We start from the raw sequence: 25,956 nt of genomic DNA, 5'->3' as shown, positions 1-25,956 counted from the left end.
ATTGAAAAAGGGGCGAAATGCCCCTTTTTATGTTCATAACGGTATGATTATATTATGCTAAACTTATTGCGATAATTTTTCTAAGCTTTCACCGGAAAGGCGGTGGATAGTCAATATTTCAAAAGGAACAGAGCCTAGATTTGTGTAAAAATCCCATGCATCGGTGTTCCAGTCAAGACACCCCCATTCCATACGGGCATAGCCCCGTTCTTTGCAGAGTTTTGCAAGAAATTGCATGATTTGTCTGCCAATGCCTTGTTTTCTGAACTCTTCCTCAACATAAAAGGCGTCAATATAAAGGCAGGTATGCCCGATAAAGGCGGAACTGTGTTTGCAAAAATAAGCAAAAGCAACGGGGGTGCCGTCTGCAAACGCAAGCACGGCTTCACCGTCTTTATTTTGAAGCAATTTTTCCATTTTTTCCGTTGTTACGGTTATGGCAGAACTCATTTTTTGAAATTCACCGAGTTTATGCATGAAATCGACAATGAGCCCGGCATGGTTCGGTGTGGCGAGGCATAGTGCAGTCATGATATTTCCTTTTTGAATCTGTTGTTTATTTGGATTATATTGACGAATGGAGAATTTTTGCCAACACAGTCAATGCCTTGGTTAAATCTTCCCTTTTTTCAATTCCTCCGAGAGCCAGTCTGACAGCGTTTTTTGCAGGAGGGGAAAGCAGGGAAAAATGCGAGCAGTCGGCAACAAGAACATCGTTATTTTTGGCTGTTTCGGTGAAATGTTCATTGGTCCACGGAGGCGGAAGACTGAGCCATGCATAAAATCCCGTGCTCCTCGTTTCAAGGGAAAATCCGTCCAAAATACGTCGGATTAAAACATTTCGGGCTGCCGCCTCTTCTTTTTTCGCCCAAAGGGTTTGTTCCGCAATTTTACTTTCTATCCAATAACTTGCAATTTCCGCCATAAGAGGTGCCGCCATGGAAATACTATAACCGATACTTTGTTCTATGCGCTGCACAAATTCATCAGGGGAAGCGGCATAGGCAATGCGTAAGCCCCCGCTCAGGGCCTCACTGATTGAGGCGATGAAGAATGTTCTTTCAGGACAAAGGCTTGCAAGAGGCGGAAGCTTTTGTTCCAAGGACAGGGCATAGACATCGTCTTCAATAATTTTCACATCATACTTTCTGCATAAATCAACAAGCGCCTGACGCCTGAATTCCGGAATTTGCGAAAGTGTCGGATTTTGACAAGAGGGCATGAGGTATAAACCCTTTATGTCGCCATTTTTGCAGGCTAATTCGAAATGCTTCGGAATAATGCCCAGTTCGTCCATTTTTATAGGCACAAGCTGTAAAGAAAGGCGTTGGCATATTTCTTTTAAAAGAGGATAGGTTATCGTTTCCGCCGCGATTTTATCTCCCGCTCTGAAAAGTCCGATGAGCAGGGAGAGCAAGGCGTGCTGCGCTCCCGCGCAAACCAAAATATTTTTCTCGGAAACCGTCAATCCAAAATTTTTTGCCCAAAGCGCTCCGGTTTTCCTATGCTTAAGCATGCCCCTCGGTTCATGATATTTAAGGAGTTCCTTATCTTGAATGTCAATATGTTCAAGGGCGGAATCCAAGCTCGGATTTAAATATTCAAACGGCGAAACAAAGCTCAAATCATAGTATTTTTGTTGTTCATTCACAATATCAATATGCTTTGAAGGCTTGGAAATAATAGTTCCCCGTCCAATAACGGAAGATGTCAAAGAATGTTTTTGCGCTTCCTTATATGCTCTTGTTACGGTGCCGACGCTTAGGGAAAGTTCTTCCGCTAATTTTCTGTGCGTAGGCAGACCGGAGCCGACGGGCAAGCTATTGTCGGCAATTCCTTTTTGCAGGGCTTTGATAAAATTCAGATAAAAAGGAAGCTGCGGATTTTCAGCCAGTTCTTCTTGTATGAGTGTGACAATTTGCATACTGCCATGATAGTGTTCTTATACAAAAGGTCAAGAAAATTTTTAACTGAATATATCATATTGGATTTATAAGGAAAATTTTTATATATTGTCATAGCTAAAAATAGAATTGTATCAATTATAATAATAATTGTTTCAGGAAAAATGAAAAAACTGGAAAGTTTTGTCATGCCGTTCATAATACAAAAAATCAAAATAAGGAGCATATCATGAATACAGAAATTTTAAAAGGCGGTTTGGCTCAAATGCTTAAAGGCGGCGTTATTATGGACGTTACGAATGAAGAACAGGCAAATATAGCCCAGGAAGCGGGTGCTTGTGCCGTTATGGCGCTTGAACGCGTTCCGTCCGATATCCGTAAGGAAGGGGGTGTTGCCCGTATGGCTGACCCAAGCCTTGTGAAACGTATTATGGATTGCGTCAGCATTCCCGTAATGGCGAAAGTGAGAATCGGACATAATGCGGAAGCAAGGATTTTAGAAGAACTTGGAGTTGATTATATTGATGAAAGTGAAGTGTTGACGCCTGCTGATGACAGGTTTCATATCAATAAGCAAGCGTTTAACGTTCCTTTTGTCTGCGGGGCGAGAAATTTGGGGGAAGCTCTGCGCAGAATCGGGGAAGGAGCCGCCATGATCCGCACCAAGGGGGAACCCGGAACGGGAAATGTTGTTGAAGCGGTAAAACATATCCGTATTGTCAATGAAGAAATCCGAGCCCTTTGCGCTTTGCCGGAAGATGAAATCGTATATTTTTGCAAAGAACATGCGATTCCATTGCATTTAGCCCTTGAAACAAGAAAAGAAGGCAGATTGCCTGTTGTGAATTTTGCCGCGGGCGGAATTGCAACGCCTGCCGACGCCGCCCTTATGATGGAACTGGGGTGTGACGGTGTGTTTGTCGGTTCCGGTATTTTCAAATCTTCCGATCCCGCCCGTCAGGCAAAAGCCATTGTTGAAGCGGTAACCTATTATAATGACGCAAAAAAACTTCTTGAAATTTCGCAAGGGCTTGGAACTCCGATGCATGGTATTGAAATTTCAGCTATCGCACCTTCCGAACGCATGCAGGAACGCGGTTGGTAAGAAGCGGTTTTTTGTTTGTAACGGAGGGATTATGTTGACGCATTTATCTTCAATTCATGTGCAAAAGAAAATTGAAGAAGTTGAAAATATTCCTTTGCACGAGCAGGTACGTATCGGCGTGCTTGCTTTGCAGGGAGCTTTTCGGGAACACTGCCTGGCTTTATATGCTGTGGGAGCGAAACCTGTGGAAATCCGTGGTTCGGACGATATGGAAAATCTTCATGGTTTATGTCTTCCCGGCGGGGAAAGCACCGTCATGGCGAAGCTGCTTGTGCAAAACGCCATGCTTGATAGGCTTGTGAAATTAATTCAAGGAAATATGCCGGTTTTTGCAACGTGTGCGGGGCTTATTTTGCTCAGCAATGAAATCATTGGTTTTGAAGAACAAGCTCGATTGCGTTGTCTTGATATTGCCGTAAACCGCAATGCTTTTGGACGGCAAAAGGAAAGCTTCACGGAAGAGTTGGATATTGTTTGCCCTTGTTTTTCTGAAAAGGATACGGAGAAACATTGCGTTTTCCCCGCTGTTTTTATCCGCGCGCCTCAAATTGCGCAAGCGGGCGGAAATGTGAAAATCTTGGCACAGAGAAAAGGGCGGATTTTGGCTGTGCAGGAAAAAAGCATCGTAGCGACGGCTTTTCACCCTGAATTGACGGAAAACCTGCTTTTTCACACATGGCTTTTTGAAAAGGCGAAAGAATATAAAGCGTCACTGTAAGGCATTGCGAAATTCTTCCGAAAGCTTCATGGCGGTTAAACGTATTTCTTTTGAATAATTTCCGTTTTCCAAAAGCAATTGAACATAGCTTGTCAGCGGACGCAATAAAGGCGGATATTGTTTCCACGCTTCCGGTTCCAATATTGAATTGGTTTTTTCCGTCATGACAAGCGTTTTTATCAAATTAATATGTCCTTTCTGCATGACAGGCTTCAGTTTGGGCAAGGCGGAAAACAAATCCGCTTTGCTTTTTTCATAAGCCGGAAGATAGCGGCTGCTTTTTTCTGATAAAACGTATAAAAAGAAAGAGCGCCAAAAATCAGCTTGCAGGGAATGATAGTGCTTTTCGCCGAAAATCGGTTCCAGTTCATATAAACCGAGAGTGTTTCTGCCTGTTTTATAGAGGGTTATCGAGGGAATGTTCGGCAAAGGTTTTTGCAGAAGCAAGCTGTGCACAAGATTTGCAATCCTATGGGGAACAAAAGCTCTTCTGCAAAACTGTTCTTCTTTTGTACATTGCCAGCACCCGGAACAGGAAATGCCGGAACGAAGCACGTAATGATAGGGGGGATACGGGGCGGTTTCCCATGGGTTCACCGGACCGATGGAAAGGTTCAGGGTCGGAACGTTTGCGAAGCTTGCGATATGCATAGGTCCGGTATCGGGACAGACAAATAATTGCAGGGTTTCCAAAAAATGTATCAATTCAAATATGCTGAGCGAACCGGCAATAACGCCGTGCGGAATGTTGGCTTTTTTGGCGGCAGCATAGGCAATGCTTTTTTCTTCGTTGCCCGGACCGCTGATAAAAACAGGGTCGTAGCCTTTTTTGCACAGTTGGAAAGCCAGCTCTGCCCAAAAATCGACGCTGGGGCGTTTTGTTTCCTCGCTCGCGCCAACGAATAAACCGATTTTTCCGTTTTGCCGCCCTTGGGGGATTTTCCATTTTGTGGAATGCATGATAGCAGGGTCTATGCAGTCCAGTGCATTCAAATCAGCCCAGTGCAAACGGTTATAGTGGTTGTTGTGGGTGAGCGAGGTTCTGTATAATTGCCATTTTCCTGAAATTTTTTTGCAGCCGTTTTCTATTTCCAATCCGTAAAAATTATTTTTATCAAGGGTACTTACGAGTTTTGCGGTATCTTCCCTGTGGCTTAAATTAATAACGGTATCATAGGAAAAATTTTTAAGGTACGCCATTTTGTCGGTCGGAATATAAGTAACAAGCGGGGAAATGTGTAAAAGCTCTTTATAAAATTTTTCTTCCGCCAAGACAAAAATTTCTTTGTCATCCTGCTTTTTCAGCCAAATAAAAAGCGGGTAGGTCATGACTAAATCGCCGAGGCGCTGGGCTTGAACAATAAGATTTTTCATATCATTCCGTTGTTTTTATCAGGCGTTCGATTTGTCTGCATATTCCCAAAAGCATATCCATCTCATGCCTGCGTATTTCTTTTCTGTCCAGAAAATGCGCCATGGGAATGAAGAAATAATCAGGATTGCTTTTTTGAATGACATCAAGCCTTGTCAGAACTGTTTTCAGCTTGCCATGCAGAAGTTCCCGTTCGGCGCTGTTTATTCTGCGGGAAATCGCCCCTTTGTCTTTTTGACGCATTTTTCTTTTTTCAGGCGCAAGCTGGTAAATTTCATAGAGTATGAGCAGAACGGCTTGAGCCAAATTGAGCGAAGAACAGTTCAGAGAAGCCGGAATGGTGACCAATTTATGGCAATGCTCCAAATGATGGTTTTCCAAGCCTCGGTCTTCGGGGCCGAAAAGCATGGCAACCCGTTCGCCTTGTTCAAGATACCGCATGATTTCTTTCGCACATTCTTTCGGACTGACGGTTTCACGGCGAACCCCGCCCACTCTTGCACTTGTTCCGATACAAAAAATACAATCCTGAATCGCTTTTTCCACAGAGTCGAAAACCCGTATTTGTTCAAGAAGCCGCAGTCCTTGTTTGGTGGCGAGCGGGCTTGCTTTTTCTATTTCCCACATTTCAGGTTTAACAAGGGAAATGGGCGCGGAACCGAAATTGGCGGAAGCTCTGGCGACAGAACCTATATTTTCCGGGAAGCGGGGTTCGACAAGAACGATATTGAGTAAATCAAACATGTTACAAAGCGGCGAAAATAGTTTTTGCGGTAAAGAAAACTAAATAGATACCAAGACCGAATTTCAGTAAAATTCCCAGGAATTTTCCCAATACCGTGGCGGAGGCAACCTTGATCGCTTGTTCCGTATCGCTGCGGGCGATATATTTTTCTGCCAGAAAGGAACCCGCGTACGCACCGATGAGCGTACCGAAAATTGCCCCCAGTCCCAAAAGAAAGGGCATAAACACGATACCGCCTATAATCGCCCCGACAATACCGAAAAAATTGGAGGAAGAAGAAGCGTTGGCTTTTTTTCCATGGTGGATTTGCAAATAAAATTCGGCAACTTCACCAACTATGAGCAGGATGAAAAATAAAACCCAGTATAACGCATAGTATGTTCCGTCCGGCACGAAAAAAGCGCTGATGAGGATAAATACTGCAACAAGCCAGTTTCCGGGAAGCGATAGAAAATTCAAAAACACCAGCAGGAACAGAACAATGATGAAAATTGTTGCAATGATACTTGAAAACATACGAAACCCTTGGAATAAGATGTCAACAGTATAGTGAGAGCCCGCATTTTTTGCAAGAATTAACTTGCGACTTTTTTCTTGTTATTTATGGTTTTTATTGCTAGAGAAAATTATCTTATTTATGGAGTTTCTCATGGTTTCTCAAGGGGTGTTTTCTGTTCTTTTACTCATCGGTTCAAATATTTTCATGACGCTTGCCTGGTACGGACATCTAAAAATGCGGACGGAATTTACTTGGTTTGCGTCCTTGCCTTTGCTCGGAATTATCATTTTCAGCTGGGCTGTCGCATTTTTTGAATATTGCCTGCAGGTTCCCGCCAATAAATTGGGTTTTGTGGAAAATGGCGGTCCGTTCGACATCATGCAATTAAAAATCATTCAGGAAGTGATAACGCTTGTTGTTTTCACCGTTTTTTCAATGATTGCTTTTAAAACGCAGCTGAAATGGAATCACTTGGCTTCTTTTGTTTGTATCGTCATGGCTGTATACTTCATTTTTAAAAAATAAAAATCTGATACCTGTTAACCGTATCAGATTTTTGCAAAAAAGAGGCTTTTTAGTCAATAGAAATCAATTCGTATTGCGGATTGCCCATTTTAAGTTCCGCCATTGCCGTAAGCTGACGCAGTCCATGGCGGCTTTGGATGCGTTCCACAAGATCGTGGTTTTCCGAGTCCGGTTTTCCGAAAACCAAATCGCAGGAAGCTTGGTCAACAGCTAAAATATCCGTTGAAGCGCAAATTCCGATATCCGGAATGGTCGGTTTTGCGGCTCTTGTTCCTGCGCAATCGCAGTCAACGGACATGTTGCGCAAAACATTGATGAAAACAATGCGTTTTCCAAAATAATCACACGTCGCTTTTGCCGAATCCGCCATAAGTTCCATAAGCGGCTCTTTTGCAGGCCATGCCCCCCAGTCTTCAGGCACTTTTCCGGAAACGCCGTGAACTTGCCGTTTGCCCGTTTGTCCGGAAGCGCAGCCGATGGCTATATTTTTCATGGAACCGCCAAATCCGCCCATGGCGTGCCCTTTGAAATGGGTAAGGACAACCATTGAATCGTAGTTGATGATATGCCCGCCCATGGCTACTTCTTTGAGGCGAAGACCATTTCTGACGGGAAGATTGACATCGCCTTCTTCATCCATGATGTCGACGGGGCAGAATGTCCAGCCGTTGACTTTCAGGGTTTCACGGTGGGATTTTGTCGTATAGCGGTCCCCTTCGTAGAGAGTGTTGGTTTCCACTATATTGCTGTTGGGAATTTGGGCTTGAAACGCCTGCACCATGTCACGGGGCAAAATGTTCGGACCGTTTTTTTCACCGGTATGAAGTTTTATGGCAACCTTGCCGTAAATTTCGGAATTGATTTTTTCATAAAGACGGATTAAGTGTTCCGCGTCGATATGGGAAGTAAAATATACTTTTGCACGGGAGCCTTCCGTTTTTATTCCCGTAACGTTTCGTGAACCGACAAGCGGTGTTTTTTGGCTGTTTTCAAGAGAAGCGGCTTGAAGATGCCGAGGAAGCGCGGTTAATAAAGAGGGAGCAGCCACGGCGGCGGCAGCGATTACGGCGGAACCTTTAAGCAGTTCTCTTCGTGAAATTTCGTTCTTTTTCATGATACGTCTCCTGCAATGAACGGAACCATAAATTTTTTTCCTATGTACTATGTATACAGGTTCGGCGTGAAAAAAACATATACAATCCTTTCTATTTTTTGCCTGATTCTCTCATGCGCATTTTTCTTACAACGTTTATTGGAGAACTGCGGACAGTCATTATTTTTTCATTTTGCTGAAGAATAATAAAAAAGCCCCATTTGTCAAAGTGTTGCTTTAATAAATGGGGCTATGGATTTTATGATAACCTGTTATTTCACGGTCAAAAGCAAAAACCCTTTTTTGCCGCATTTGATTGTATATTCACCCTTTGCAAGGGAAGCGTAAGGGTCGGTATATTTCTCATCGTTGACGGACAAAGCGTTGGAACTGACAAGGCGTTTCGCTTCGCTTTTTGATTTTATAAGACCGCTGGCTGCAAGGAAATTGACAGGCATGCTTTCGTCGCCTTCCAAACATTCGTATTTAGGGGCATCGTCGGGTACGCCGCCTTTTGCAAAAACGGAATTGAACCCTTGCCGCGCTTCTTCCGCTTTGTCTTTGCCGTGGTACCGTTCCACAATTTCAAAGGCGAGTTCTTCCTTGACGGTTTTTGGGTGGCGGGTTCCTTTTTCGACATCCTGTTTCATTTGCTCGATTTCTTCCATACTTTTGCTTGAAAGAAGCTCGTAATAACGCCACATGAGTTCGTCGGAAATACTCATGGCTTTTCCGAACTGGTCTTTGGCTTCTTCGGCAATGCCGATATAGTTGCCGTAAGATTTGGACATTTTTCTGATACCGTCCAAGCCTTCCAGGAGAGGTACGGTAATGATACATTGCGGTTCTTGCCCGTAATGGCTTTGCAGCGTGCGTCCCATGAGCAGGTTGAACGTTTGGTCGGTGCCGCCCATTTCAACATCGGTCTGCATGGCTACGGAATCATACGCCTGAGCGAGAGGATAGAAAAATTCGTGAATGGAAATAGGACGCTCTTCCTTATACCGTTTGGAAAAATCGTCACGTTCGAGCATGCGGGCTACGGTGCAGCTGCTCATAAGGCGTAAAAACTCGGAGGGAGTTAAGGCGTTCAGCCATTTTGAGTTAAAAGCGACAGTTGTTTTTTCAGGGTCCAAAATTTTGAAAATTTGTTCTTTATAGGTGTTTGCGTTTGCAATGACTTGTTCTTCGGTAAGGGGGGGACGGGTTTCGGAACGTCCGGAGGGGTCGCCTATTCTTCCTGTGAAATCACCGATTAAAAAAGTCACATTGTGCCCCAGCTCTTGGAAATGACGCATTTTATGGATGACAACGGTATGCCCCAAATGGAGATCGGGAGCGGTCGGGTCGAAACCGACTTTGATATTGAGCGGTTTGTTCCGCGCAAGTTTTTTGCGCAGGTCCTCTTCGCTGATCAAATCAACAATGCCGCGGCGGATAATTTTTATTTGTTCATCAACACTTTTGAACGTTGAACTCATGTGTGCACCTCAAGTTTGTTTTTCGCAAAAAATTATATATGGTTTGAACAAAATTTCAAGCAAAATAATGAAACAGGAAAATCCTGCGCTTATGCTGCCATGATATTTTTACCGGTTCGTATATTTTCCGGGTCCGGGCATAATAAATCCGCGTTCCCTGAGGCGTTTCCAAAACCATCTCGGGTCGCTTACGAACATGGAAATCTTATGCTCGGCGCTTTTCACGAGGACGGTGTCGTTTTTACGCACATCATAGGAATCTTGCCCGTCTATGGTGATGAAGGTTTCCCTGTCCTCAAGACATGTTATCTGAATGGAGCTTTCCCTCGGCAGAACAAGGGGGGGGAATGCTCCGGCAAAAGGGCTGATAGGCGTGACGATATGGGCGTCAAGGGCGGGAAAGGCAAGCGGTCCGTGAGCGGATGCCGCATAGGCTGTCGCTCCGAGAGGAGCGGAGCATATAAGCCCGTCACAGTGCAGGTTCGTGAGGAAAATATCGTCAATGCACAGTTTGATAAAAATTGATTTCGCCACCGCCCCGCGGGAAACAACGACATCATTCATGGCAATACCGGAATTGACGATCCTGCTGTCCCGAATGTGTTCGAAATGCAAAGGGGTGACGTTTTGAATCTGATAAGCGCCTGCAAGAAGTTTTTTGAAACATTCTTTCCAGTTTTCGGGAGGAATATCCGCTAAAAACCCGACTTTGCCGAAGTTTATGCCAAGCAGCGGAACAGGGTTTCGGTACATGCGGCGGGAAATGCCGAGTATGGTTCCGTCGCCGCCGAGAATAACGGCTATGTCGTGCGTTTCGGTATGCTTCAATAATTCTTCTTCAGGAATAAAAGCGCTTACTATTGTTGCCGAAAGGAATTTTTTTTCAAGCCATGCTTTAATGTCTTCCGCCGTTTGCAGGGCTTCGCTGTTATTTTCTTTTATGATCAGCAGGAAGTTTTGGAGTACATACTCTTTCGAAGTTTTTCCATTGGGTACATTAATAAAATCGGTATTCACGGTATTCATAAGAAAAGCCCCCGGTTATGGGGGTATGGGGATTGTTATTCAAAATCATCGGCTTCCTGCATGGAATCATGCACGGCGTCCATAAAAATTTCATAAGCGACACGTTCGATGATGATTTCCGGTTCATATTCGAAAATTTCTTCAGGCAAATCGCCTTCATCGCCGGCTTCCGCGATTATTTCGTCAAAACGGTTGGTATATTCGTTGATAAGTCTGGCAACTTCTTTGACTATCGGATTTTCCGGTTCTATGTCGGAGTCGACATCGTCCTCCGTCGCGAACTGGTTTTCAAAATCATCCAATGCCGCAACGATTTCATCTTCTGTCAAATTCATAAATTCCGGGGTGGTTTTAATGCTTTTCATGGTGTTTCCTTTTTGGGCGTATAAAAATGTGTTTGTTTTTTATAGCAATTTAATCTTGAAAAGTATAGCTTAAAGTTTTATACTTTTTTTATGAAATATTATCCGTTGTTTTTAGATGTCACTAAATATAAATGTTTGGTTTTGGGGGCAGGCGGCGTCGCAAGAAGAAAAATATCCGCGCTTCTTAAAGCCGAGCCTCTCGAAATAATCGTAATCGACCCATTTTTGCCCGAAGAAGATTTTATGCGGGCGTTTTTTGATGAATATGGCTTCAATCCGAGGGTTTCCTATTGTCAGCGGAATTTTTGTCCGAAGGATTTGGAGCAGGTCCGTTTAGCATTTGCGGCGACGGATTCTTCGGAGGTGAACGGGGATTTTTTGAAAATCTGTACGGAAAATAATATTTTTTGCAATGCCGTTGAAAGTCCTGAACGAGGCGATTTCATCGTTCCGGCTCATTTGGATTATGACAGCCTCATCTTCGCCCTGTCCAGTTCCGGCGTAAGTCCCGCATTTACAAAAGCATTGAAAGAGGATTTAAATAATTGGGTTTTGAAAGGCTATGTGCCTTTTTTGCGTTTGCTGCAAATTCTTCGCCCGCTTATTCTTGACAATGTTGAGGAAAAAAAAAGAGCGGAACTTTTCAGGGCATTGGCGGCAAAGGATTTTCGGGAAGAAATCATGGCTTTGATTGAACTTAAAAAATTTCATGAACTGCATAGAAAACTGGCGCAGATTTTGCCGCAAAGCGTTGTTTCAAAAATTGACGATAAGGAAATCACCATGCTTAAAAAAAATAAAGAGGAAAACGTATGTTAGTCACCCTTTCGCTTCTTTCACTCTTTTTATGCGCTTTGGCGACGTTTTTGTTTTATATCGGAATCAAAGGCAAACAGCCTGCTTCCGTGCAGAAAAAAGCTATTTGCTGTTTGGCGGTCAGCTTTATATTGCTTTCGTTTTTGCTGTGTGTCGGCGCTATCCGTGATATGGATATTTATGTTTTGCGTTCTTGGTATTTGATACCTCTTGCATGGTCGCTTTTGCTGATTGCTTTCATTATTTATTATAAACTGCGGTATACGACAATTTTTGTTTTTGTCGCTCCGCTTTGTTTCATTTTGCTTTTGTCCGCCCTTATTTTTCTGCACCAAGAAAAGCCCATGGATAATTTGGTGGTCGGACCGGTTTTGGTTGTGCATCTGTCCCTTGTTTTTGCAAGTATCGGCATTATGGGGGTCGCCGCCGGAGCAGGCTGTCTTTTTCTGTGGCAGGAAAATTTGTTGAAAAATAAGACCAAGCTCATGAATTTGCCTAAAAATATTCCTTCACTCGGGGCTTTGGACAAAGTCAACCATATTGCCGCCCGTTTTGGCTTTCCTCTTTACGCGATAGGACTTATTTTTGGTTTTATCTGGGCATATATGGCATGGGGGCGTCTGTTCAGTTTCGACCCAAAGGAAATTATTTCCCTGCTCATTCTTGCTCTTTATGGATTTTTATTTTATGAAAGAGAAGTTCGCGGCACAAACGGACGCAAAACCGCAAAACTTGCCTTAATCGTATTTGCTGTTGCCATGTTTTCGATTTTTGTCGTGAATACGTTCTTACCGACGCACCATAGTTTTTAATAGATAAGGTTTTCAGTGTATCAGCCATGCCGATTATTCATCTTATTGGATTAAACCACCGTACCGCTCAAGTGGAGATACGGGAAAAATTCACTTTGACGGAATTTACCGCTCCTGAAACATGGCCGTTTTTATGCCATAAACGCAGCATTTCTTCCGTTCAGAACAAACTTGCGGTTAAAGAATCGCTTATTCTGTCCACCTGCAACAGGGTGGAGATGATTGTCGTCTATGACGGCGATTATGAAGATTTGCTCAAAGTTTGGTGCGAAGTCCGCGGTGCTGATATCAATGAACTTCGTGCCTGCATGTATCACTATGAAGATGAGGATGCTATCCGGCATTTGTTCAGGGTCGCTTCCAGTTTGGATTCCCTTGTGCTTGGCGAACCGCAAATCTTGGGACAGCTGAAAGCCGCTTATCGTCTGTCCGTGCAAGCCGGGCATGCCGGTCTTCTGATCAACAGGTTATTGCATAAAGCCTTTTCCGTGGCAAAGCGCGTGCGGAGTGAAACGGCTGTCGCTTCAAGCGCCGTTTCCATCAGCTATGCCGCTGTGGAGCTTGCCAAACGTATCTTTGACAATATGGGTGAAAACAAGGCTCTTCTTTTGGGAGCGGGCGAAATGGCGGAGCTTGCCGCCATGCATTTGATGAACGGCGGAATCAAAGAATTGAAAATCGTGAACAGAACGTTTGCAAGAGCCGAAGAACTGGCGCGGAAAATCGGCGGGGAAGCCTTTTCTTTCGAGGTATTGGAAGAATGTCTTGCGGATACGGACATCATGATAAGCTCCACAGGCGCAATGGAGGCGATTATTCGTCCGGACCTCATGCAGCGGGTTATGCAGAAACGTAAAAAACGCCCCATGTTTTTAATTGATATCGCCATGCCTCGTGACATCGACCCTGCCGTGAACAATCTCGATAATGTTTATGTCTATGATATCGATGACTTAAAAGAAGTTGTGGAAGAAAATCTCGCCAACAGGAAGCAGGAAGCCACGAAAGCGGGACAGATTGTCGATGAGGAAGTAAAAGCTTTCGAGTTTTGGCGCGGTTCGTTGACACTGAAGCCCACTATTTTGGATATTGAAAATAAAGGCAATAAAATCGCCGAAGAAGAAGTGGCGAAGACGTTGAAAAATTTGGAACATTTAGGAATTAACAATGCGGAATTGCACGATGTTCTGGAAAAAATGGCTCATGCCATTGTGAAAAAATGCCACCATGCTCCTTTGGAATTTTTGCATAACAGCTATAAACACCATAACGGAGAGCAAAACACGGGCATAGTCCGCAATATTTTGAAATTGGACGGATAAACATTGAATTGCTAAGGATTGATAAGAAAAATTTATGAAACAATATATCGGTATTCGTTGCAGCAAATACGGTCAAGTCCGTATCGGAATAGTGGAACGGGAAGAAACGCTTTGTTTCGGGCAGGCTGTTGTCGCATATAATGACAATTCCATTTTTTTCGGGAGAATTGTCTGGCAGTGCAGTTCATTAAGTTCCCCTGAATTTCTTTTGAGTAAGATGAATGAGAAAAATCAGGAGGAAAACGGCGAGGTGCGGGCAAAAAGCGAGCTTTCCGAAAGCATTGATTTTTGCAAGCCGCAAAATCCTTTTACCATACGTCTGGCTCAGGAAGATGAAATCGTAAAAGCGACGGAACACGAAGAGCTTGTGGAACAAGCCTTTGAGTTTTGCAGGAATTGCATAAAAAATCACGGGCTGGAAATGAAGCTTGTCGATGTGGAAATCCTTTTGGACAGGAGTAAAATGATTTTTTATTTTACCGCCCCAACCCGTATCGATTTCAGGGAGCTTGTCAAGGATTTGGTGCGGGAATACAGAACGCGCATAGAACTTCGGCAGATCGGCGTCCGCCACGAAACGCAAATGCTCGGTGCGCTCGGTAACTGCGGCATGGTGATTTGCTGTCGCAGATATTTAAAAAATTTCGCTCCTGTGACTATCAAAATGGCAAAGGAACAAAATCTCTTTTTAAATCCCGCTAAAATATCCGGCATTTGCGGAAGGCTGCTTTGCTGTCTGAGTTATGAGCAAGATACGTATGATGCTTTCCATAATGCGGCTCCCAAGATCGGCAAACGCTACACGACGGATATGGGAATATTGAAAGTCGTTCGGACAAACATGTTTAAAAATACCGTTGCGGTGCTTAATGAACAAGGGCAAGAGCAGGAAATCGATGTTGACGGATGGGAGGGACTGCACCCGGTTAAGACGCAAGGCTTTGACGATTGCCATGAACATGATGAGCAGACCGCCTACGGCAATTATATGTCCATGGGAAATGATGAGCATTTCGGCGAGGATATGGATTTTTCCAAACTTTTGGATGATGAATATCAAGAAGAGCGAAGTCAGAACAGATATAACCGCAAGCCTAAGCCCCATTACCGGCAAAAAGAGAAACAATTTAAGCGCGCATCTTTTGACGAAAGCCATGAATAGGAGCAGATATGTCTAATTTTTATGTAACAACGCCGATTTATTATGTGAACGCCCGTCCCCATTTGGGGCATGCCTATACGACGATTGTCGCCGATACCCTGAAACGTTTCTATGCTCTTTTGGGATATGATGCCCGCATGCTCACGGGCACGGATGAACACGGCGACAAGATTGTGAAAGCCGCGACAAAAGAAAATAAGACACCAAAAGAATTTGTCGACGGTATTTCCAATGAATTCGCCGCCCTTTGGAATGATTTGAAAATAGATTATGACAAATTCATCAGAACGACTGATGAAAAGCATAAGAAGTCGGTGCAAACGCTTTTGCAGAGAATTTACGATAAAGGCGATATCTATTACGGTGAATACGGCGGACATTATTGTTTTGGCTGTGAACGTTTCTATACCGAAAAAGAGTTGGAGAACGGACTTTGCCCGCAGCATAAAACAAAGCCGGAATACATCAGCGAAAAGAACTATTTTTTTAAGATGTCCAAGTATCAGGAATGGCTGAAACAATATATTCTTGATAATCCGGATTTCATACGTCCCGAACGGTACAGGAATGAAGTGCTCGCCATGCTTGAAGGCAATGTGCTTGAGGATTTGTGTATTTCCCGTCCGAAATCACGTCTTGAATGGGGAATCGAACTGCCGTTTGATAACAATTACGTTTGTTATGTGTGGTTCGACGCTTTGGCAAATTATATTTCCGCCCTTGGCTGGGGCAATATCGGCGATTTGTCGGATTTTGACAAGTATTGGCCTGCCGAGCATTTGGTTGCCAAGGATATTTTGAAACCTCACGGCATCTTTTGGCCTACCATGCTGAAAGCCGCTGATTTGCCTGTTTACAGGCATTTGAATGTGCACGGATATTGGCTTGTCAAAGATACTAAGATGTCGAAATCACTCGGAAATGTGGTTGACCCCCGTTTTGCTTCCGAGCATTTTGGTTTAGATGCGTTTCGTTATTTTTTATTGCGTGATATGCATTTCGGTTCTGACGCTTCCTATTCGGAAGAAGCCCTCATTTCACGGATAAATTCCGACTTGGCTAATGATTTGGGAAACTTGTTCAGCCGGGTGCTTTCCATGAACGGAAAATATTTTGCAAAAGAAATTCCTGCTGTCGGAGAGATTTTGCCGGATGACGAGCAAATTTTTGCCAGTGTGGAAAATGCCGCACGGAATTATATCCAGCTTTTTAAGGAAGTTCGCTTTTCTCAAGCTTTGGAAGGGCTTTGGGAGCCTATCCGTTTGATGAACAAATACGTGGACAGCCAAGCTCCGTGGACTTTGTACAAAGAAAATAAGCTTGAACGCTTGGCAACGGTTTTGCGCGTGCTTTTGGAAAACATGTATAAGATTGCCGTGCTTCTTTATCCCGTTATGCCTGAAAGCAGCAAAAAAATGCAGGCCCAGCTCGGCAAGGAATTCAGGATGCATGCAAAACTTATTGACGATTTGCTTTCCTGCAAAATTCATTTGCGGACCGGCGGCATGATTTCCGAAACTTCAAATTTATTTCCCCGTTTCGAGAAACCGGCGGAAGACAAAGAAAAGACTGAGAAAAAACAAAGTTCAAATAAAGGCGCAAAACAAAATAATACTAAATCAAATGAAGAAAAAACCGATAATTCTTGTATCGAATTTGCGGATTTTCAAAAATTGGATTTGCGCGTGGGAACAATTATCGCCGCGGAACAACATCCCGATGCGGATAAATTGCTTCGTTTCGATGTTGATTTGGGCGAAGAAAAACCGCGCCAGATTATTTCCGGAATTGCGGAGTTTTTCAACCCTGCCGAATTGGTAGGAAAAAAAGTCGTGGTGGTGGCCAATCTGCCTCCGCGGAAACTCCGCGGTCTGGTGTCGCATGGTATGATTTTGACGGCTGAAAAAGATGAGCATTTGAGTTTATTGACTTCTGTCGCTCCCAACGGCTCGAAAATTTCATAATGTATTTTTATTGACAAGAAAAAAAGATACGTATAGTTATTTTATTGATTTTATAAATGAAGTGGGATTTTTTATATGGCTAAAGTTTTAGATATGCTGCTCGGTTGTTTTTCAAATGATTTGGCGATTGACCTTGGAACAGCGAATACCTGTGTTTACGTGAAAGGGCACGGTATTGTGCTGAGCGAACCTTCTGTCGTTGCCGTCAAACGTGATAGAAAAGGAAACAGCCAAGTTATTGCTGTCGGCACTGACGCAAAAAGCATGCTTGGCAAAGCTCCTAAAAATATTGAGCCGATCCGTCCTATGAAAGACGGCGTTATCGCCGATTTTGAGGTTACGGAGGCTATGCTCCGGCATTTTATTGCAAAAGTTCATAATCAACGCCGTTTAGTCCGCCCCCGCATTATGATTTGCGTTCCGACCGGCATTACGCAGGTTGAAAAAAGGGCTGTGAAAGAATCAGCACTGAGCGCGGGCGCAAGGGAAGTGTATTTGATTGAAGAACCGATGGCGGCAAGTATCGGAGCGAAACTGCCTATTCAGGAGCCGACTTCCAACATGGTTGTCGATATTGGCGGCGGTACGACGGAAGTCGCTGTTATTGCGCTTTCCGGCATTGTTTACGCCCGTTCCATACGTGTCGGCGGTGATAAGATGGACGAGGCGATAGCCGCGTATATCCGCCGTAAATACAATATGCTGATCGGTGAAATTTCTGCGGAACAGATAAAAAAGAAAATCGGTTCGGCGTTTCCCATGGAACCGGAACAGCAGCTTGAAGTGAAAGGCCGTGATTTCGTAACGGGTATTCCGCATACTATCATTGTCACCAGTGAAGAAATCCGTGTTGCGATTTCCGAGCAAGTGGAAGCTATTGTGCAGGCTGTGCGCGTTGCTTTGGAGCAGACCCCCGCTGAACTTGCCGCGGATATCGTGGACAGAGGCATTGCCCTTACCGGCGGCGGAGCGCTGCTCAGGGGGCTTGACGAACGTTTGCGCCAAGAAACGAACTTGCCTATTTTTGTTGTGGATGACCCGCTTGCGGCAGTTGTAATGGGAACAGGCATCGCTCTCGATAATTTGGATTTGCTGCGCGAAGTTTGCATTGACTAAGCAGGATTTCATAGTGCATAATTCGGATTAGAGCTTTCTAATCCGATTTTATTTTTTAGGACAGGCATGAATGCAAGACGCTTGATTGTTGTTTCCGTGTTACTTTTTCTGTTTTTTTTGGGAATATACACATGGAATGAACGGACAAACAAACTTGACGCCATCAGTACCAATGTCGGTATTGAGGTTGTCGGTTTTTTTGTGCGTTCCGTTGTTTATGTGCAGACAACAATTTCCGATTTTTGGAATAATTATGTCAGTCTTGTCAGTGTCAATGAAGAAAATGAAGAGCTGAAAGAAGAACTTTTTCAAATAAAACGGGAACTGAGTTTCGCCAAAGAAGAAAAAGCGGAACTGGACCGTTTGAGGAAACTTCTTTCCATAGAATATGTTTCCGATTGGAAAACAGTCGGGGTCAGAATTTTAGCATGGCGGCTCGGAGCAAATGATTTTTTCGACAGCTTTGTGCTTTCCAAAGGATTTTTCAGCGGTTCAAAAGTCGGAACCCCTATCATAAATGCTGACGGGTTGGTCGGACGCGTGCTCAAAGCCGGACCGTATACTTCCATTGCGTTATTATTAACCGATTCCGGAAGCAGTGTTTCCGTCATCACCGAAAAGGGCAGAGTTTCCGGAATCGTGCAGGGCAACGGGCATAATCAGTATCTTTCCATGCGCTTTGTCAAGCAGAATGAAGAAGTCAAAATCGGTGAGCTTGTTATCACCAGCGGCTTGGATTTGAGTTTTCCAAAGGGAATACCGGTGGGGGAAGTCGTCAGTGTTGAATTGAGCGCAAACTCCATGCTTGATATAAAAGTGAAACCCCTTGTTGTTTTTGACAAACTTGAGGAAGTTCTTCTTTTGCAAAATCCTTTCGAGCATATTTTGCCGGAGGGCAGTCCCGTTTATTCCCCAAGACCGAATAATTTATTTTCGCCTATGCAGTCGCCTTTGCTGGTCCGTGCGGAGGAAAACGAGAATTTTGAGAAAGCCTTTGACGAACAAGCCAATAAAAGCGCCAATGGGGCAAATTAGCCATGAAAGTGCTTAATGTGTTTTGGTGGCTCGCGTATGTTTGCATAGCGATTTTTTTACAGCTTTTCATTTCCGGAGTGGATTTTTTTCTTCCCGGGATAATTGTCGCTTTGCAGGAAAAGAAAATAACCCAGTTCGGCGTTGTTTTTCTTTTGTTTGTCCTTATCCAAGAGGGTATCGGCACAATGCCTTTCGGGAATGTCTTTTTATGGTATTCCCTTGCAATCATTTTCTTTTATTCGTGGCGCTGGTTTTTTGAAATAGAGAGTTTCACGTTTATTTTGCTTTTAAGCGCGGCTCTTGCCGTTTCCCATTATTTCATTATCAGCGTGCTTGCTGAAATTCAGGATATTTATATCAATTACAAATCATTGCAGGATGAAAGCGTGTATCAGATGTTTTTAACGCCGATCATGTGGCATACGGCAAATTACCTGAGAAGAGGTTTTCGTTATGTCCCACAAGATTGAAGCCAAAAACTATGAACCGCCGCGTATGGGGCTGTTTTTGCTGCAATTTTTAATTGCGTTGCTTTTTGTTGTTTTTTGTGCGCGCTATTGGTATTTGCAAATTCACAGAGGCGAGGAATTTGCCCGTTTAGCCCTTGAAAACAGAACGAAAATCGCTCGTGTCGATGCTGCCCGCGGTGAAATTTTCGATAAAAACGGTATTCCGCTGGCGGAAAATTATATCACGTTCGCTATTGCGATTATTCGTGAAGATACGCCCGATGTGGACGCCGCTCTCGCCCAAATCAGCGAATGGACCAATACTTCCTATGAAGAATTGGTGCAGCATTATACTGAAAGCAGGTATCTTTCCCGTTCTTTCGACCCTATCATCGTTGTTTCCGATTTGCCTTTTGAAATGATTGCGCCAATTCAGTCGCAATTACATTTATGGCAGGGAGTGCATATTGTTCCGAAGGCGCGCAGGCATTATCCGCAGAAAAATACTGTCGCCCATATCATGGGCTATGTGGCAGAGGCGACGCAGGAAGAATTGAAAAAAGATGATGCCTTGAGCTTAGGGGATATTGTGGGGAGGCAAGGGCTTGAGCTTGTGCTTGAGGATAAGCTGCGCGGAAAAAAAGGCATAGCCGCCATGGAAGTTGATGTTTTCGGGCGTTCTTTGCAAAGAAAGGAGCTCGACACCTCTTACTCCGGGCAGAATATCTATTTGTCGATTGATATTGAACTGCAAAAGCAGATTGAACACATCATGCAGAACAATGCGGGCTCTGTCATTGTCATGAACCCGGATACGGGAGCGCTTGAAGCTCTTGTGACGCTGCCGTCTTATGACAATAATCTTTTTGTAACCGGCTTTTCAAAAAAAGAATGGGATGCCGTAAGAAACCACCCCCGCTTTCCTTTGCAAAACAGAACCATTCAAAGTGTTTTTCCGCCTGCTTCCGTGTGGAAACTGCTTATGGCGGCAGCGTTGCTTGAACGGGGAGTCAATCCGAAAGATACTGTTTTTTGCAGCGGTGTCTTCCGGCTGGGAAATTCGCAGTTTCGCTGTTGGAGCAAATACGGGCACGGATATGTTGATTTGAAACATTCCATCATGTATTCATGCGACGTGTATTATTACGAAAAAGCTTTGGAACTGGGTATTGATTATATTGCCGATTTTGCTAAAAAATGCGGTTTCGGCACGCGAACGGGTATTGAACTGCCCCACGAAGCCCGCGGCGTTATGCCCGACAGGGAGTGGAAAATAAAAACGTTTAATGAGCGGTGGCAAAACGGCGATACCGTGAACCTTTCCATCGGACAGGGATATATGCTTGTGACGCCGGTACAGCTTGCCGTATACATCAGTTCTTTGCTGAACGGAGGAAAATTGCTGAAACCCCAGCTCATTAAAGGTGCTGAACCTGAAATCATCGGATATACGCCTATTTCGCAAGAACATTGCAAAATGATTGTCGATTATATGTTTGCGACAGCAAACGAGCCCCGGGGCACCGCACGGATAATAAAAACGGAAGGTGTCATCACCGGCGGGAAAACGGGAACCGCGCAAGTTGTGAAAGTTAAAATGCAGGGTGACAGAAGAAAGAAAAATTATGAGATGGATTTCAAAGAACGCGACCATGCGTGGCTCGGTGCGTTTGCGGAAAAAGACGGCCGCCGTTATGTGATCATCACCATGCTTGAACACGGAGGAGGCGGTTCTTCCGCCGCAGGTCCTGTGACAAGGGATATTATTAAACTTTTGTTCCCGGCGGAGAAAAAGCAATGAAAATTTTTAATACTCCCAATAAAAAAATGTTCTTGGATATGAATTGGGCTTTATTCATCACCACGATTATTCTTTTTTGTGTCGGTTTTGTCAATTTGTATTCTGCAAGCAGCATTCGTTTTGAAGACGGTATTGTCCATACTCCTTTTTATGAAAAACAGCTTGTCTGGGGAGGCGTGGGTTTTGTTGTTCTTTTTGCTGTTACGCTTATCAATTATAAGCTTTTGGAACGGTTTTCTTTTGCTTTTTATATTTTTGTCGTGTTTTTGCTTGTGCTTGTCCTTGTTATGGGTAAAACTGTTTACGGGGCGCAGCGCTGGCTTGATTTGGGCTTTTTTAGCGTACAGCCAAGTGAATTTGCAAAATTTTCCGTTTTGTTGATGGGGGCGAAATACTTGTCAAAGGACGGCGACACCTTGGGGTGGATGCGCCTGTTCAAATTGCTTTTTATCGGCCTGCTGCCTTTCGCCCTTATTGCAAAACAGCCTGATCTCGGCTCTGCCCTGACCATATTGTTTCTTATAGGGGGTATGGCGCTTTTTCATGGAATAAAATGGAAAGTTTTGCGTATTTGTTTGGTGGTCATTCCCTTGCTCATGCCTTTAAGCTGGTTTGTTTTGCATGATTATCAGCAGGAACGGATAAAAACGTTTTTGGACCCTACCCGTGATCCGAGAGGCGCCGGTTATCACATCATCCAGTCGCAGATCGCTATCGGTTCCGGCGAACTTACGGGAAAAGGCTTTCAGGAAGGCACGCAAAGTCAATTGCGCTTTTTACCCGAAAAGCATACGGACTTCGCCGTTGCTGTTTTGGGTGAGGAATGGGGCTTTGTGGGCAGTGTGGGCGTAGTGGTAATTTTTTGCTTTTTTTTATTTTTTATTTATAGTACAATATGCGAAGCAAAGGACAGGTTCAGCAGTACGCTTTGCGCCGGCATTTTCTTTTACTTTTTTTGGCAGGTAATGGTCAATACCGGTATGGTGGTTGGAATTATGCCTGTTGTGGGCATTCCGCTGCCGTTCATCAGCTATGGGGGGACCGCCATGGTTGTCAATTGTATTTTTATTGGCATTGTCCTTAGTGTGTCAATTAATAGATTCGTTTTTAAAGCTTAGAGGAGAAATGGTAATGGCTAAAGACGATATTAATGCGTTCATGGGTGCGGGAACATTTTTTACCGGTAAATTGAATTTTCAAGGCACTGTCCGTATCGACGGTGAATTTTTGGGTGAAATCGAATCCGACGGCGTGCTTTTGGTCGGAAAAGATTCCAAAATCGAAGGCACTATCAATGTCGGCGAAATGAGTCTTTCCGGTAATTTCGCCGGCGATGTCATTGCCAAAAGAAATGTGACCATTCACAGGGACGGTATTTTAAAAGGTAAAATTAAAACCCCGGCTCTTATCGTGGAAGACGGCGCTGTTTTGGACGGCACTATTCAAATGACGAAAAGTGCGGTGGAAGAACAAGAAATTCTTTAGTTCCGTGATTAAATGAACTTTATTTATTTGTATTGACACGCAATTGAAAAAAGTATACTCTTTGCATAGAAAACAACTATGGCTTAAGAAAAAGGATCGTATATGAATATAAGTCTTGATGTCACGCTTTTCATACAGCTTATTAACTTCTTTATTTCATTGCTTATTATTAATTACCTTATTATTAAGCCTATCCGTTCCAATATGGCGCGGCGCAAAGCCATTATCGACGCCGATAACAAGGATACGGAAAACTTCATGCAGTCAATGGGTATCCATAATCTTCAATACGAAGAACGTATCAGTTCCGTCCGCGCTCAAATCGCGAAAGAACGTGATGAATACAAAAAAAACGCCGAAGAGTTCGCCCGCGGCGTTCTTGGCAAGGCAACTGATGAAGCCCGCGCTATCCGTCAGGAATCAACACAAAAAATTCAAAACGAAAGTTCCGAAGCTTTGCAGGCTTTGCAGGCGGATGTTTCTTCTTATTCAAAAGAAGCATTGGCAAAAATTTTAGCATAATCACTTTTTAGGAGTGTTACGTGAAATATCTTAGTTCCTTTGCATTTGCTGTTTTATTTTGTGCTGTTGCTGATTTTGCCTATGCATCTGACGGACACGAACTTCCTTGGGGCAACTTTGCATTAAGAATGCTGAACGTTGCGATATTTCTTGGTATTTTATGGTACGCTGGCGGAAGATTGGTGAAAACTTTTCTTGCGAACCATCAGGCGCAGGTAAAGGAAGAGTTGGAATCCGCCAAAGCGTTAAGACAAAAAGCCGAGCATAATTTATCCATTGCCGAAGACAAGCTCCGTTCAGTCGAAAATGAATGCGCCAAACTTTTTGAAGACGGTAAAAAACAGGCTGAAGCAATCAAATCTGCCATTATTTCCGATGCGGAAAAGCAAGCCGAACGCATCATTGAACAGGCGAAGCTTGCCGCCGAACAAGATGTTCACAATGAAGTGCAAAAAATCAAAGCCCAAATGGCAGAGGAAATTGTTGCTCAAATGGAAAAAGAAATTGTGTCACGTTTGGATAAAGACGGTCACAATGCTTTAATAGAAAAATCCTTATCAAAGGTAGTGTTCTCATGATTGGTAATGCAGTATCAAGGCGTTATGCAAGTGCGTTGTTCAATTTAGGAAAAGAAAACGGTACATTGGATTCTTTTGCCGAAACTCTTGATGCTCTTGCAGATGCTCTTGAAAACAGCACGCAATTGAAAGAATTAATGATAAGCCCTGTCATTACGCATGAAGAAAAAAAGTCGATAATCATGAGTATGCTGGTTCAATGTCAGGCAGGGACTGCGGAGAAAAATTTCTTTTCTCTTCTTGCCGATAAAGGAAGACTTGCATTAATTCCTGTCATTGTTGCTGATTTTAAAGCGATGCTTGATGAAGCGAAAGGCATTAGCCGTGGACTTGTCACCACTGCTATTGAACTTGATAATGATAAAAAGTCTGAGATTTTATCTCAGCTTGAAAAACAAACTGGTCGCAAGCTTGTGCTTTCTTATGCGGTCGATACCCGGATTTTAGGCGGTATTGTTCTGAAAGTCGGAGATATCGTGTATGATGCGAGTTTGCGTGCACAGCTTGATAACCTCAGAGAATCCATCAAGAGGGGTGAGTAGGCCATGCAAATAAAGGCTGAAGAAATTAGTAAAATTATTGAAGAACAAATCCGTAATTATGACCAGCGTGTCGAAATGAGCGAAACGGGAACCGTGCTTTATGTCGGTGACGGTATTGCTCGTGTTTACGGTGTTCAAAATGCTATGGCCATGGAACTCCTTGAGTTTCCGGGTGGTCTTATGGGAATGGTGCTGAACCTTGAAGAGGACAACGTCGGGGTCGCTCTTTTGGGTGATGACAGAGCCATTAAAGAAGGTGATCCTGTAAAACGTACAGGCAAGATTTTCTCTGTTCCGGTCGGTGAAGCCGTTACAGGTCGTGTTTTAAATCCGCTCGGTCAGCCTTTGGACGGCTTGGGACCGGTTGAAGCTACGGAAACACGTCCGGTCGAGCTTAAAGCTCCGGGGCTCATGTCACGTAAAAGTGTTCATGAACCGATGGTTACAGGTATTAAAGCTATTGACGCGATTACTCCTATCGGACGCGGTCAGCGTGAGCTTATCATCGGTGACCGTCAAGTCGGTAAGACAGCTGTTTGTGTTGATGCCATTTTAGCGCAGAAAAATACTGATGTGCATTGTTTTTACGTTGCCATCGGTCAAAAGCAGTCTACCGTTGCTCTTGTAGCCGAAAAGCTTCGCCAGCACGGTGCGATGGAATATACCACCATTATTTCCGCATCCGCATCTGAATCCGCTCCGCTGCAATATATCGCCGCATATGCCGGCTGTACGATGGCTGAATATTACAGGGATAACGGCAAACACGCTCTTATCATTTACGATGACTTATCCAAGCAGGCTGTCGCTTACCGTCAAATGTCCCTTCTTCTCCGCCGTCCTCCGGGACGTGAAGCGTTCCCCGGTGACGTTTTCTACTTGCACTCACGTTTGCTTGAACGTGCCGCTAAACTTTCCGATGAACTCGGCGGCGGTTCCCTTACCGCTCTTCCGGTTATTGAAACCCAAGCGGGTGACGTTTCCGCATATATTCCAACCAACGTAATTTCCATTACGGACGGTCAGGTATTCCTTGAATCCAACCTTTTTAACGCAGGTATCCGTCCTGCTATCAACGTTGGTATTTCCGTTTCACGTGTCGGCGGTGCCGCGCAAATCAAAGCTATGAAGCAAGTCGCAGGTACGCTTCGTCTTGACCTTGCCCAATACCGTGAAATGGCTGCGTTCGCCCAATTCGGTTCTGACCTTGACAAAGCGACAAAAGCAACTCTTGACCGCGGCGCCAGAATGACAGAACTGTTGAAACAAGCGCAATATCAGCCAATGCCGACAGAAGAGCAAGTGGCTTCCATTTTCTCTGCCGCCCGCGGTTTCTTGGACGATATCGAAGTTTCTTCCGTCCTTCCTTTTGAAGCGGGTCTTTTGGAATACTTACGCACGTCAAAAGCTGATACTTTGGCTGATATCCGTGAACGTAAACAAATTGATAAGGATTTGGAAGAACGTTTAAGTTCCGCCATTAAAGAGTTCAAAGCATCTTTTGTGGCTCGGAGGTAAT

General features: G+C 44.1%; 27 protein-coding genes. 18 read left to right on the top strand and 9 right to left on the bottom strand.

Annotated features, from left to right (window positions below; genetic code table 11):
* Window positions 1-63: 63 nt before the first annotated feature.
* Together JBF11_RS03335 and JBF11_RS03330 are read right to left on the bottom strand one after the other, a co-directional pair.
* The gene (locus tag JBF11_RS03335) at window positions 64-531 is read right to left on the bottom strand and encodes a GNAT family N-acetyltransferase (RefSeq protein WP_334315963.1); all 468 of its coding nucleotides are present in this window, start codon (window positions 529-531) and stop codon (window positions 64-66) included.
* A gap of 34 nt (window positions 532-565) precedes the next feature.
* The gene (locus tag JBF11_RS03330; RefSeq protein WP_334315962.1) at window positions 566-1,924 is read right to left on the bottom strand and encodes an aminotransferase-like domain-containing protein; all 1,359 of its coding nucleotides are present in this window, start codon (window positions 1,922-1,924) and stop codon (window positions 566-568) included.
* A 209-nt stretch (window positions 1,925-2,133) separates the two neighbouring features.
* Here JBF11_RS03330 and pdxS point away from each other — a divergent pair, with 209 nt between their 5' ends.
* Together pdxS and pdxT are read left to right on the top strand one after the other, a co-directional pair.
* Entirely contained in the window at window positions 2,134-3,009 is an 876-nt protein-coding gene (gene pdxS / locus JBF11_RS03325; protein ID WP_334315961.1) for a pyridoxal 5'-phosphate synthase lyase subunit PdxS, read from the top strand.
* Window positions 3,010-3,040: 31 nt separating this feature from the next.
* On the top strand, window positions 3,041-3,727 hold the full coding sequence (pdxT, locus tag JBF11_RS03320) for a pyridoxal 5'-phosphate synthase glutaminase subunit PdxT (RefSeq protein WP_334315960.1): 687 nt from the start codon (window positions 3,041-3,043) through the stop codon (window positions 3,725-3,727).
* Here the strand turns inward: pdxT and JBF11_RS03315 are convergent.
* The 3 genes from JBF11_RS03315 to JBF11_RS03305 are packed head-to-tail and all read right to left on the bottom strand — an operon-like array spanning window position 3,719 to window position 6,360.
* Complete coding sequence (locus JBF11_RS03315; RefSeq protein ID WP_334315959.1) at window positions 3,719-5,101, bottom strand: glycosyltransferase family 9 protein; 1,383 nt, start codon at window positions 5,099-5,101, stop codon at window positions 3,719-3,721. The two genes, pdxT and JBF11_RS03315, sit on opposite strands and share 9 nt — an antisense overlap.
* Before the next feature lies 1 nt (window position 5,102).
* Window positions 5,103-5,843 (bottom strand): RNA methyltransferase, encoded by a 741-nt coding sequence (locus tag JBF11_RS03310; protein ID WP_334315958.1) that lies wholly within the window; start codon window positions 5,841-5,843, stop codon window positions 5,103-5,105.
* Between the two features lies 1 nt (window position 5,844).
* On the bottom strand, window positions 5,845-6,360 hold the full coding sequence (locus JBF11_RS03305) for a DUF456 domain-containing protein (protein WP_334315957.1): 516 nt from the start codon (window positions 6,358-6,360) through the stop codon (window positions 5,845-5,847).
* A gap of 133 nt (window positions 6,361-6,493) precedes the next feature.
* Between JBF11_RS03305 and JBF11_RS03300 the strand changes: the two genes are divergently transcribed.
* Window positions 6,494-6,868, top strand: coding sequence for a DMT family protein (locus tag JBF11_RS03300; RefSeq protein WP_334315956.1), 375 nt, complete (start codon window positions 6,494-6,496; stop codon window positions 6,866-6,868).
* A gap of 49 nt (window positions 6,869-6,917) precedes the next feature.
* Here JBF11_RS03300 and JBF11_RS03295 read toward each other — a convergent pair whose 3' ends face one another.
* From JBF11_RS03295 to JBF11_RS03280, 4 genes are all read right to left on the bottom strand, one after another.
* The gene (locus JBF11_RS03295) at window positions 6,918-7,982 is read right to left on the bottom strand and encodes a DUF362 domain-containing protein (RefSeq protein ID WP_334315955.1); all 1,065 of its coding nucleotides are present in this window, start codon (window positions 7,980-7,982) and stop codon (window positions 6,918-6,920) included.
* 251 nt (window positions 7,983-8,233) lie between these two features.
* The gene (gene tyrS / locus JBF11_RS03290) at window positions 8,234-9,442 is read right to left on the bottom strand and encodes a tyrosine--tRNA ligase (RefSeq protein ID WP_334315954.1); all 1,209 of its coding nucleotides are present in this window, start codon (window positions 9,440-9,442) and stop codon (window positions 8,234-8,236) included.
* Window positions 9,443-9,550: 108 nt separating this feature from the next.
* Window positions 9,551-10,468, bottom strand: a complete 918-nt coding sequence (locus JBF11_RS03285; RefSeq protein WP_334315953.1) for an NAD(+)/NADH kinase — start codon at window positions 10,466-10,468, stop codon at window positions 9,551-9,553.
* Window positions 10,469-10,503: 35 nt separating this feature from the next.
* On the bottom strand, window positions 10,504-10,833 hold the full coding sequence (locus JBF11_RS03280) for a hypothetical protein (RefSeq protein ID WP_334315952.1): 330 nt from the start codon (window positions 10,831-10,833) through the stop codon (window positions 10,504-10,506).
* A 90-nt stretch (window positions 10,834-10,923) separates the two neighbouring features.
* Between JBF11_RS03280 and JBF11_RS03275 the strand changes: the two genes are divergently transcribed.
* From JBF11_RS03275 to atpA, 15 genes are all read left to right on the top strand, one after another.
* Window positions 10,924-11,652 carry a precorrin-2 dehydrogenase/sirohydrochlorin ferrochelatase family protein gene (locus JBF11_RS03275; protein WP_334315951.1) on the top strand — a complete coding sequence of 243 codons (729 nt, stop codon included), beginning with the start codon at window positions 10,924-10,926 and terminating at the stop codon, window positions 11,650-11,652.
* Window positions 11,646-12,461, top strand: coding sequence for a cytochrome c biogenesis protein (locus tag JBF11_RS03270; protein ID WP_334315950.1), 816 nt, complete (start codon window positions 11,646-11,648; stop codon window positions 12,459-12,461). Before JBF11_RS03275 ends, JBF11_RS03270 begins: the two co-directional genes overlap by 7 nt.
* 26 nt (window positions 12,462-12,487) lie before the next feature.
* On the top strand, window positions 12,488-13,783 hold the full coding sequence (hemA, locus tag JBF11_RS03265) for a glutamyl-tRNA reductase (RefSeq protein ID WP_334315949.1): 1,296 nt from the start codon (window positions 12,488-12,490) through the stop codon (window positions 13,781-13,783).
* A 34-nt stretch (window positions 13,784-13,817) separates the two neighbouring features.
* Window positions 13,818-14,945, top strand: a complete 1,128-nt coding sequence (locus JBF11_RS03260) for a PSP1 domain-containing protein (RefSeq protein WP_334315948.1) — start codon at window positions 13,818-13,820, stop codon at window positions 14,943-14,945.
* A gap of 8 nt (window positions 14,946-14,953) precedes the next feature.
* Window positions 14,954-16,909 carry a methionine--tRNA ligase gene (metG, locus tag JBF11_RS03255; protein WP_334315947.1) on the top strand — a complete coding sequence of 652 codons (1,956 nt, stop codon included), beginning with the start codon at window positions 14,954-14,956 and terminating at the stop codon, window positions 16,907-16,909.
* Between the two features lie 75 nt (window positions 16,910-16,984).
* Window positions 16,985-18,025: a rod shape-determining protein gene (locus JBF11_RS03250; RefSeq protein ID WP_334315946.1), complete on the top strand. Its 1,041-nt coding sequence runs from the start codon at window positions 16,985-16,987 to the stop codon at window positions 18,023-18,025.
* Between the two features lie 66 nt (window positions 18,026-18,091).
* Entirely contained in the window at window positions 18,092-19,060 is a 969-nt protein-coding gene (gene mreC / locus JBF11_RS03245; protein WP_334315945.1) for a rod shape-determining protein MreC, read from the top strand.
* A 2-nt stretch (window positions 19,061-19,062) separates the two neighbouring features.
* Window positions 19,063-19,530: a hypothetical protein gene (locus tag JBF11_RS03240; protein WP_334315944.1), complete on the top strand. Its 468-nt coding sequence runs from the start codon at window positions 19,063-19,065 to the stop codon at window positions 19,528-19,530.
* Window positions 19,514-21,310, top strand: coding sequence for a penicillin-binding protein 2 (mrdA, locus tag JBF11_RS03235; RefSeq protein ID WP_334315943.1), 1,797 nt, complete (start codon window positions 19,514-19,516; stop codon window positions 21,308-21,310). The genes JBF11_RS03240 and mrdA overlap by 17 nt, the downstream gene beginning before the upstream one ends.
* Entirely contained in the window at window positions 21,307-22,428 is a 1,122-nt protein-coding gene (gene rodA / locus JBF11_RS03230) for a rod shape-determining protein RodA (protein WP_334315942.1), read from the top strand. Before mrdA ends, rodA begins: the two co-directional genes overlap by 4 nt.
* 13 nt (window positions 22,429-22,441) lie before the next feature.
* On the top strand, window positions 22,442-22,795 hold the full coding sequence (locus JBF11_RS03225) for a bactofilin family protein (RefSeq protein WP_334315941.1): 354 nt from the start codon (window positions 22,442-22,444) through the stop codon (window positions 22,793-22,795).
* Between the two features lie 102 nt (window positions 22,796-22,897).
* Window positions 22,898-23,317, top strand: a complete 420-nt coding sequence (locus tag JBF11_RS03220) for an ATP synthase F0 subunit B (RefSeq protein ID WP_334315940.1) — start codon at window positions 22,898-22,900, stop codon at window positions 23,315-23,317.
* A 20-nt stretch (window positions 23,318-23,337) separates the two neighbouring features.
* On the top strand, window positions 23,338-23,895 hold the full coding sequence (locus JBF11_RS03215) for a F0F1 ATP synthase subunit B family protein (RefSeq protein WP_334315939.1): 558 nt from the start codon (window positions 23,338-23,340) through the stop codon (window positions 23,893-23,895).
* Complete coding sequence (gene atpH, locus JBF11_RS03210; protein WP_334315938.1) at window positions 23,892-24,437, top strand: ATP synthase F1 subunit delta; 546 nt, start codon at window positions 23,892-23,894, stop codon at window positions 24,435-24,437. Before JBF11_RS03215 ends, atpH begins: the two co-directional genes overlap by 4 nt.
* A 3-nt stretch (window positions 24,438-24,440) precedes the next feature.
* Entirely contained in the window at window positions 24,441-25,955 is a 1,515-nt protein-coding gene (gene atpA, locus JBF11_RS03205) for a F0F1 ATP synthase subunit alpha (protein ID WP_334315937.1), read from the top strand.
* Window position 25,956: the final 1 nt, after the last annotated feature.

It is taken from the genome of Taurinivorans muris (genome assembly GCF_025232395.1).
In the GTDB taxonomy this organism is placed as follows: Bacteria; Desulfobacterota; Desulfovibrionia; order Desulfovibrionales; family Desulfovibrionaceae; genus Taurinivorans; species Taurinivorans muris.
Note: the sequence above shows the minus strand (reverse complement) of the source record. Positions and strands in the feature narration are given on the sequence as shown.

Excerpts from the sequence above, each read along its gene's own strand:
- mreC (WP_334315945.1), top strand. The coding sequence starts at position 18,092 with ATGAATGCAAGACGCTTGATTGTTGTTTCCGTGTTACTTTTTCTGTTT.
- mrdA (WP_334315943.1), top strand. The coding sequence starts at position 19,514 with ATGTCCCACAAGATTGAAGCCAAAAACTATGAACCGCCGCGTATGGGG.
- pdxT (WP_334315960.1), top strand. The coding sequence starts at position 3,041 with ATGTTGACGCATTTATCTTCAATTCATGTGCAAAAGAAAATTGAAGAA.
- metG (WP_334315947.1), top strand. The coding sequence starts at position 14,954 with ATGTCTAATTTTTATGTAACAACGCCGATTTATTATGTGAACGCCCGT.
- JBF11_RS03240 (WP_334315944.1), top strand. The coding sequence starts at position 19,063 with ATGAAAGTGCTTAATGTGTTTTGGTGGCTCGCGTATGTTTGCATAGCG.
- pdxS (WP_334315961.1), top strand. The coding sequence starts at position 2,134 with ATGAATACAGAAATTTTAAAAGGCGGTTTGGCTCAAATGCTTAAAGGC.
- JBF11_RS03330 (WP_334315962.1), bottom strand. The coding sequence starts at position 1,924 with ATGCAAATTGTCACACTCATACAAGAAGAACTGGCTGAAAATCCGCAG.
- JBF11_RS03315 (WP_334315959.1), bottom strand. The coding sequence starts at position 5,101 with ATGAAAAATCTTATTGTTCAAGCCCAGCGCCTCGGCGATTTAGTCATG.
- JBF11_RS03335 (WP_334315963.1), bottom strand. The coding sequence starts at position 531 with ATGACTGCACTATGCCTCGCCACACCGAACCATGCCGGGCTCATTGTC.
- JBF11_RS03260 (WP_334315948.1), top strand. The coding sequence starts at position 13,818 with ATGAAACAATATATCGGTATTCGTTGCAGCAAATACGGTCAAGTCCGT.
- JBF11_RS03310 (WP_334315958.1), bottom strand. The coding sequence starts at position 5,843 with ATGTTTGATTTACTCAATATCGTTCTTGTCGAACCCCGCTTCCCGGAA.
- tyrS (WP_334315954.1), bottom strand. The coding sequence starts at position 9,442 with ATGAGTTCAACGTTCAAAAGTGTTGATGAACAAATAAAAATTATCCGC.
- JBF11_RS03275 (WP_334315951.1), top strand. The coding sequence starts at position 10,924 with ATGAAATATTATCCGTTGTTTTTAGATGTCACTAAATATAAATGTTTG.
- JBF11_RS03220 (WP_334315940.1), top strand. The coding sequence starts at position 22,898 with ATGAATATAAGTCTTGATGTCACGCTTTTCATACAGCTTATTAACTTC.
- atpH (WP_334315938.1), top strand. The coding sequence starts at position 23,892 with ATGATTGGTAATGCAGTATCAAGGCGTTATGCAAGTGCGTTGTTCAAT.
- JBF11_RS03250 (WP_334315946.1), top strand. The coding sequence starts at position 16,985 with ATGGCTAAAGTTTTAGATATGCTGCTCGGTTGTTTTTCAAATGATTTG.
- JBF11_RS03280 (WP_334315952.1), bottom strand. The coding sequence starts at position 10,833 with ATGAAAAGCATTAAAACCACCCCGGAATTTATGAATTTGACAGAAGAT.
- hemA (WP_334315949.1), top strand. The coding sequence starts at position 12,488 with ATGCCGATTATTCATCTTATTGGATTAAACCACCGTACCGCTCAAGTG.
- rodA (WP_334315942.1), top strand. The coding sequence starts at position 21,307 with ATGAAAATTTTTAATACTCCCAATAAAAAAATGTTCTTGGATATGAAT.
- JBF11_RS03305 (WP_334315957.1), bottom strand. The coding sequence starts at position 6,360 with ATGTTTTCAAGTATCATTGCAACAATTTTCATCATTGTTCTGTTCCTG.
- atpA (WP_334315937.1), top strand. The coding sequence starts at position 24,441 with ATGCAAATAAAGGCTGAAGAAATTAGTAAAATTATTGAAGAACAAATC.
- JBF11_RS03270 (WP_334315950.1), top strand. The coding sequence starts at position 11,646 with ATGTTAGTCACCCTTTCGCTTCTTTCACTCTTTTTATGCGCTTTGGCG.
- JBF11_RS03225 (WP_334315941.1), top strand. The coding sequence starts at position 22,442 with ATGGCTAAAGACGATATTAATGCGTTCATGGGTGCGGGAACATTTTTT.
- JBF11_RS03285 (WP_334315953.1), bottom strand. The coding sequence starts at position 10,468 with ATGAATACCGTGAATACCGATTTTATTAATGTACCCAATGGAAAAACT.
- JBF11_RS03295 (WP_334315955.1), bottom strand. The coding sequence starts at position 7,982 with ATGAAAAAGAACGAAATTTCACGAAGAGAACTGCTTAAAGGTTCCGCC.
- JBF11_RS03300 (WP_334315956.1), top strand. The coding sequence starts at position 6,494 with ATGGTTTCTCAAGGGGTGTTTTCTGTTCTTTTACTCATCGGTTCAAAT.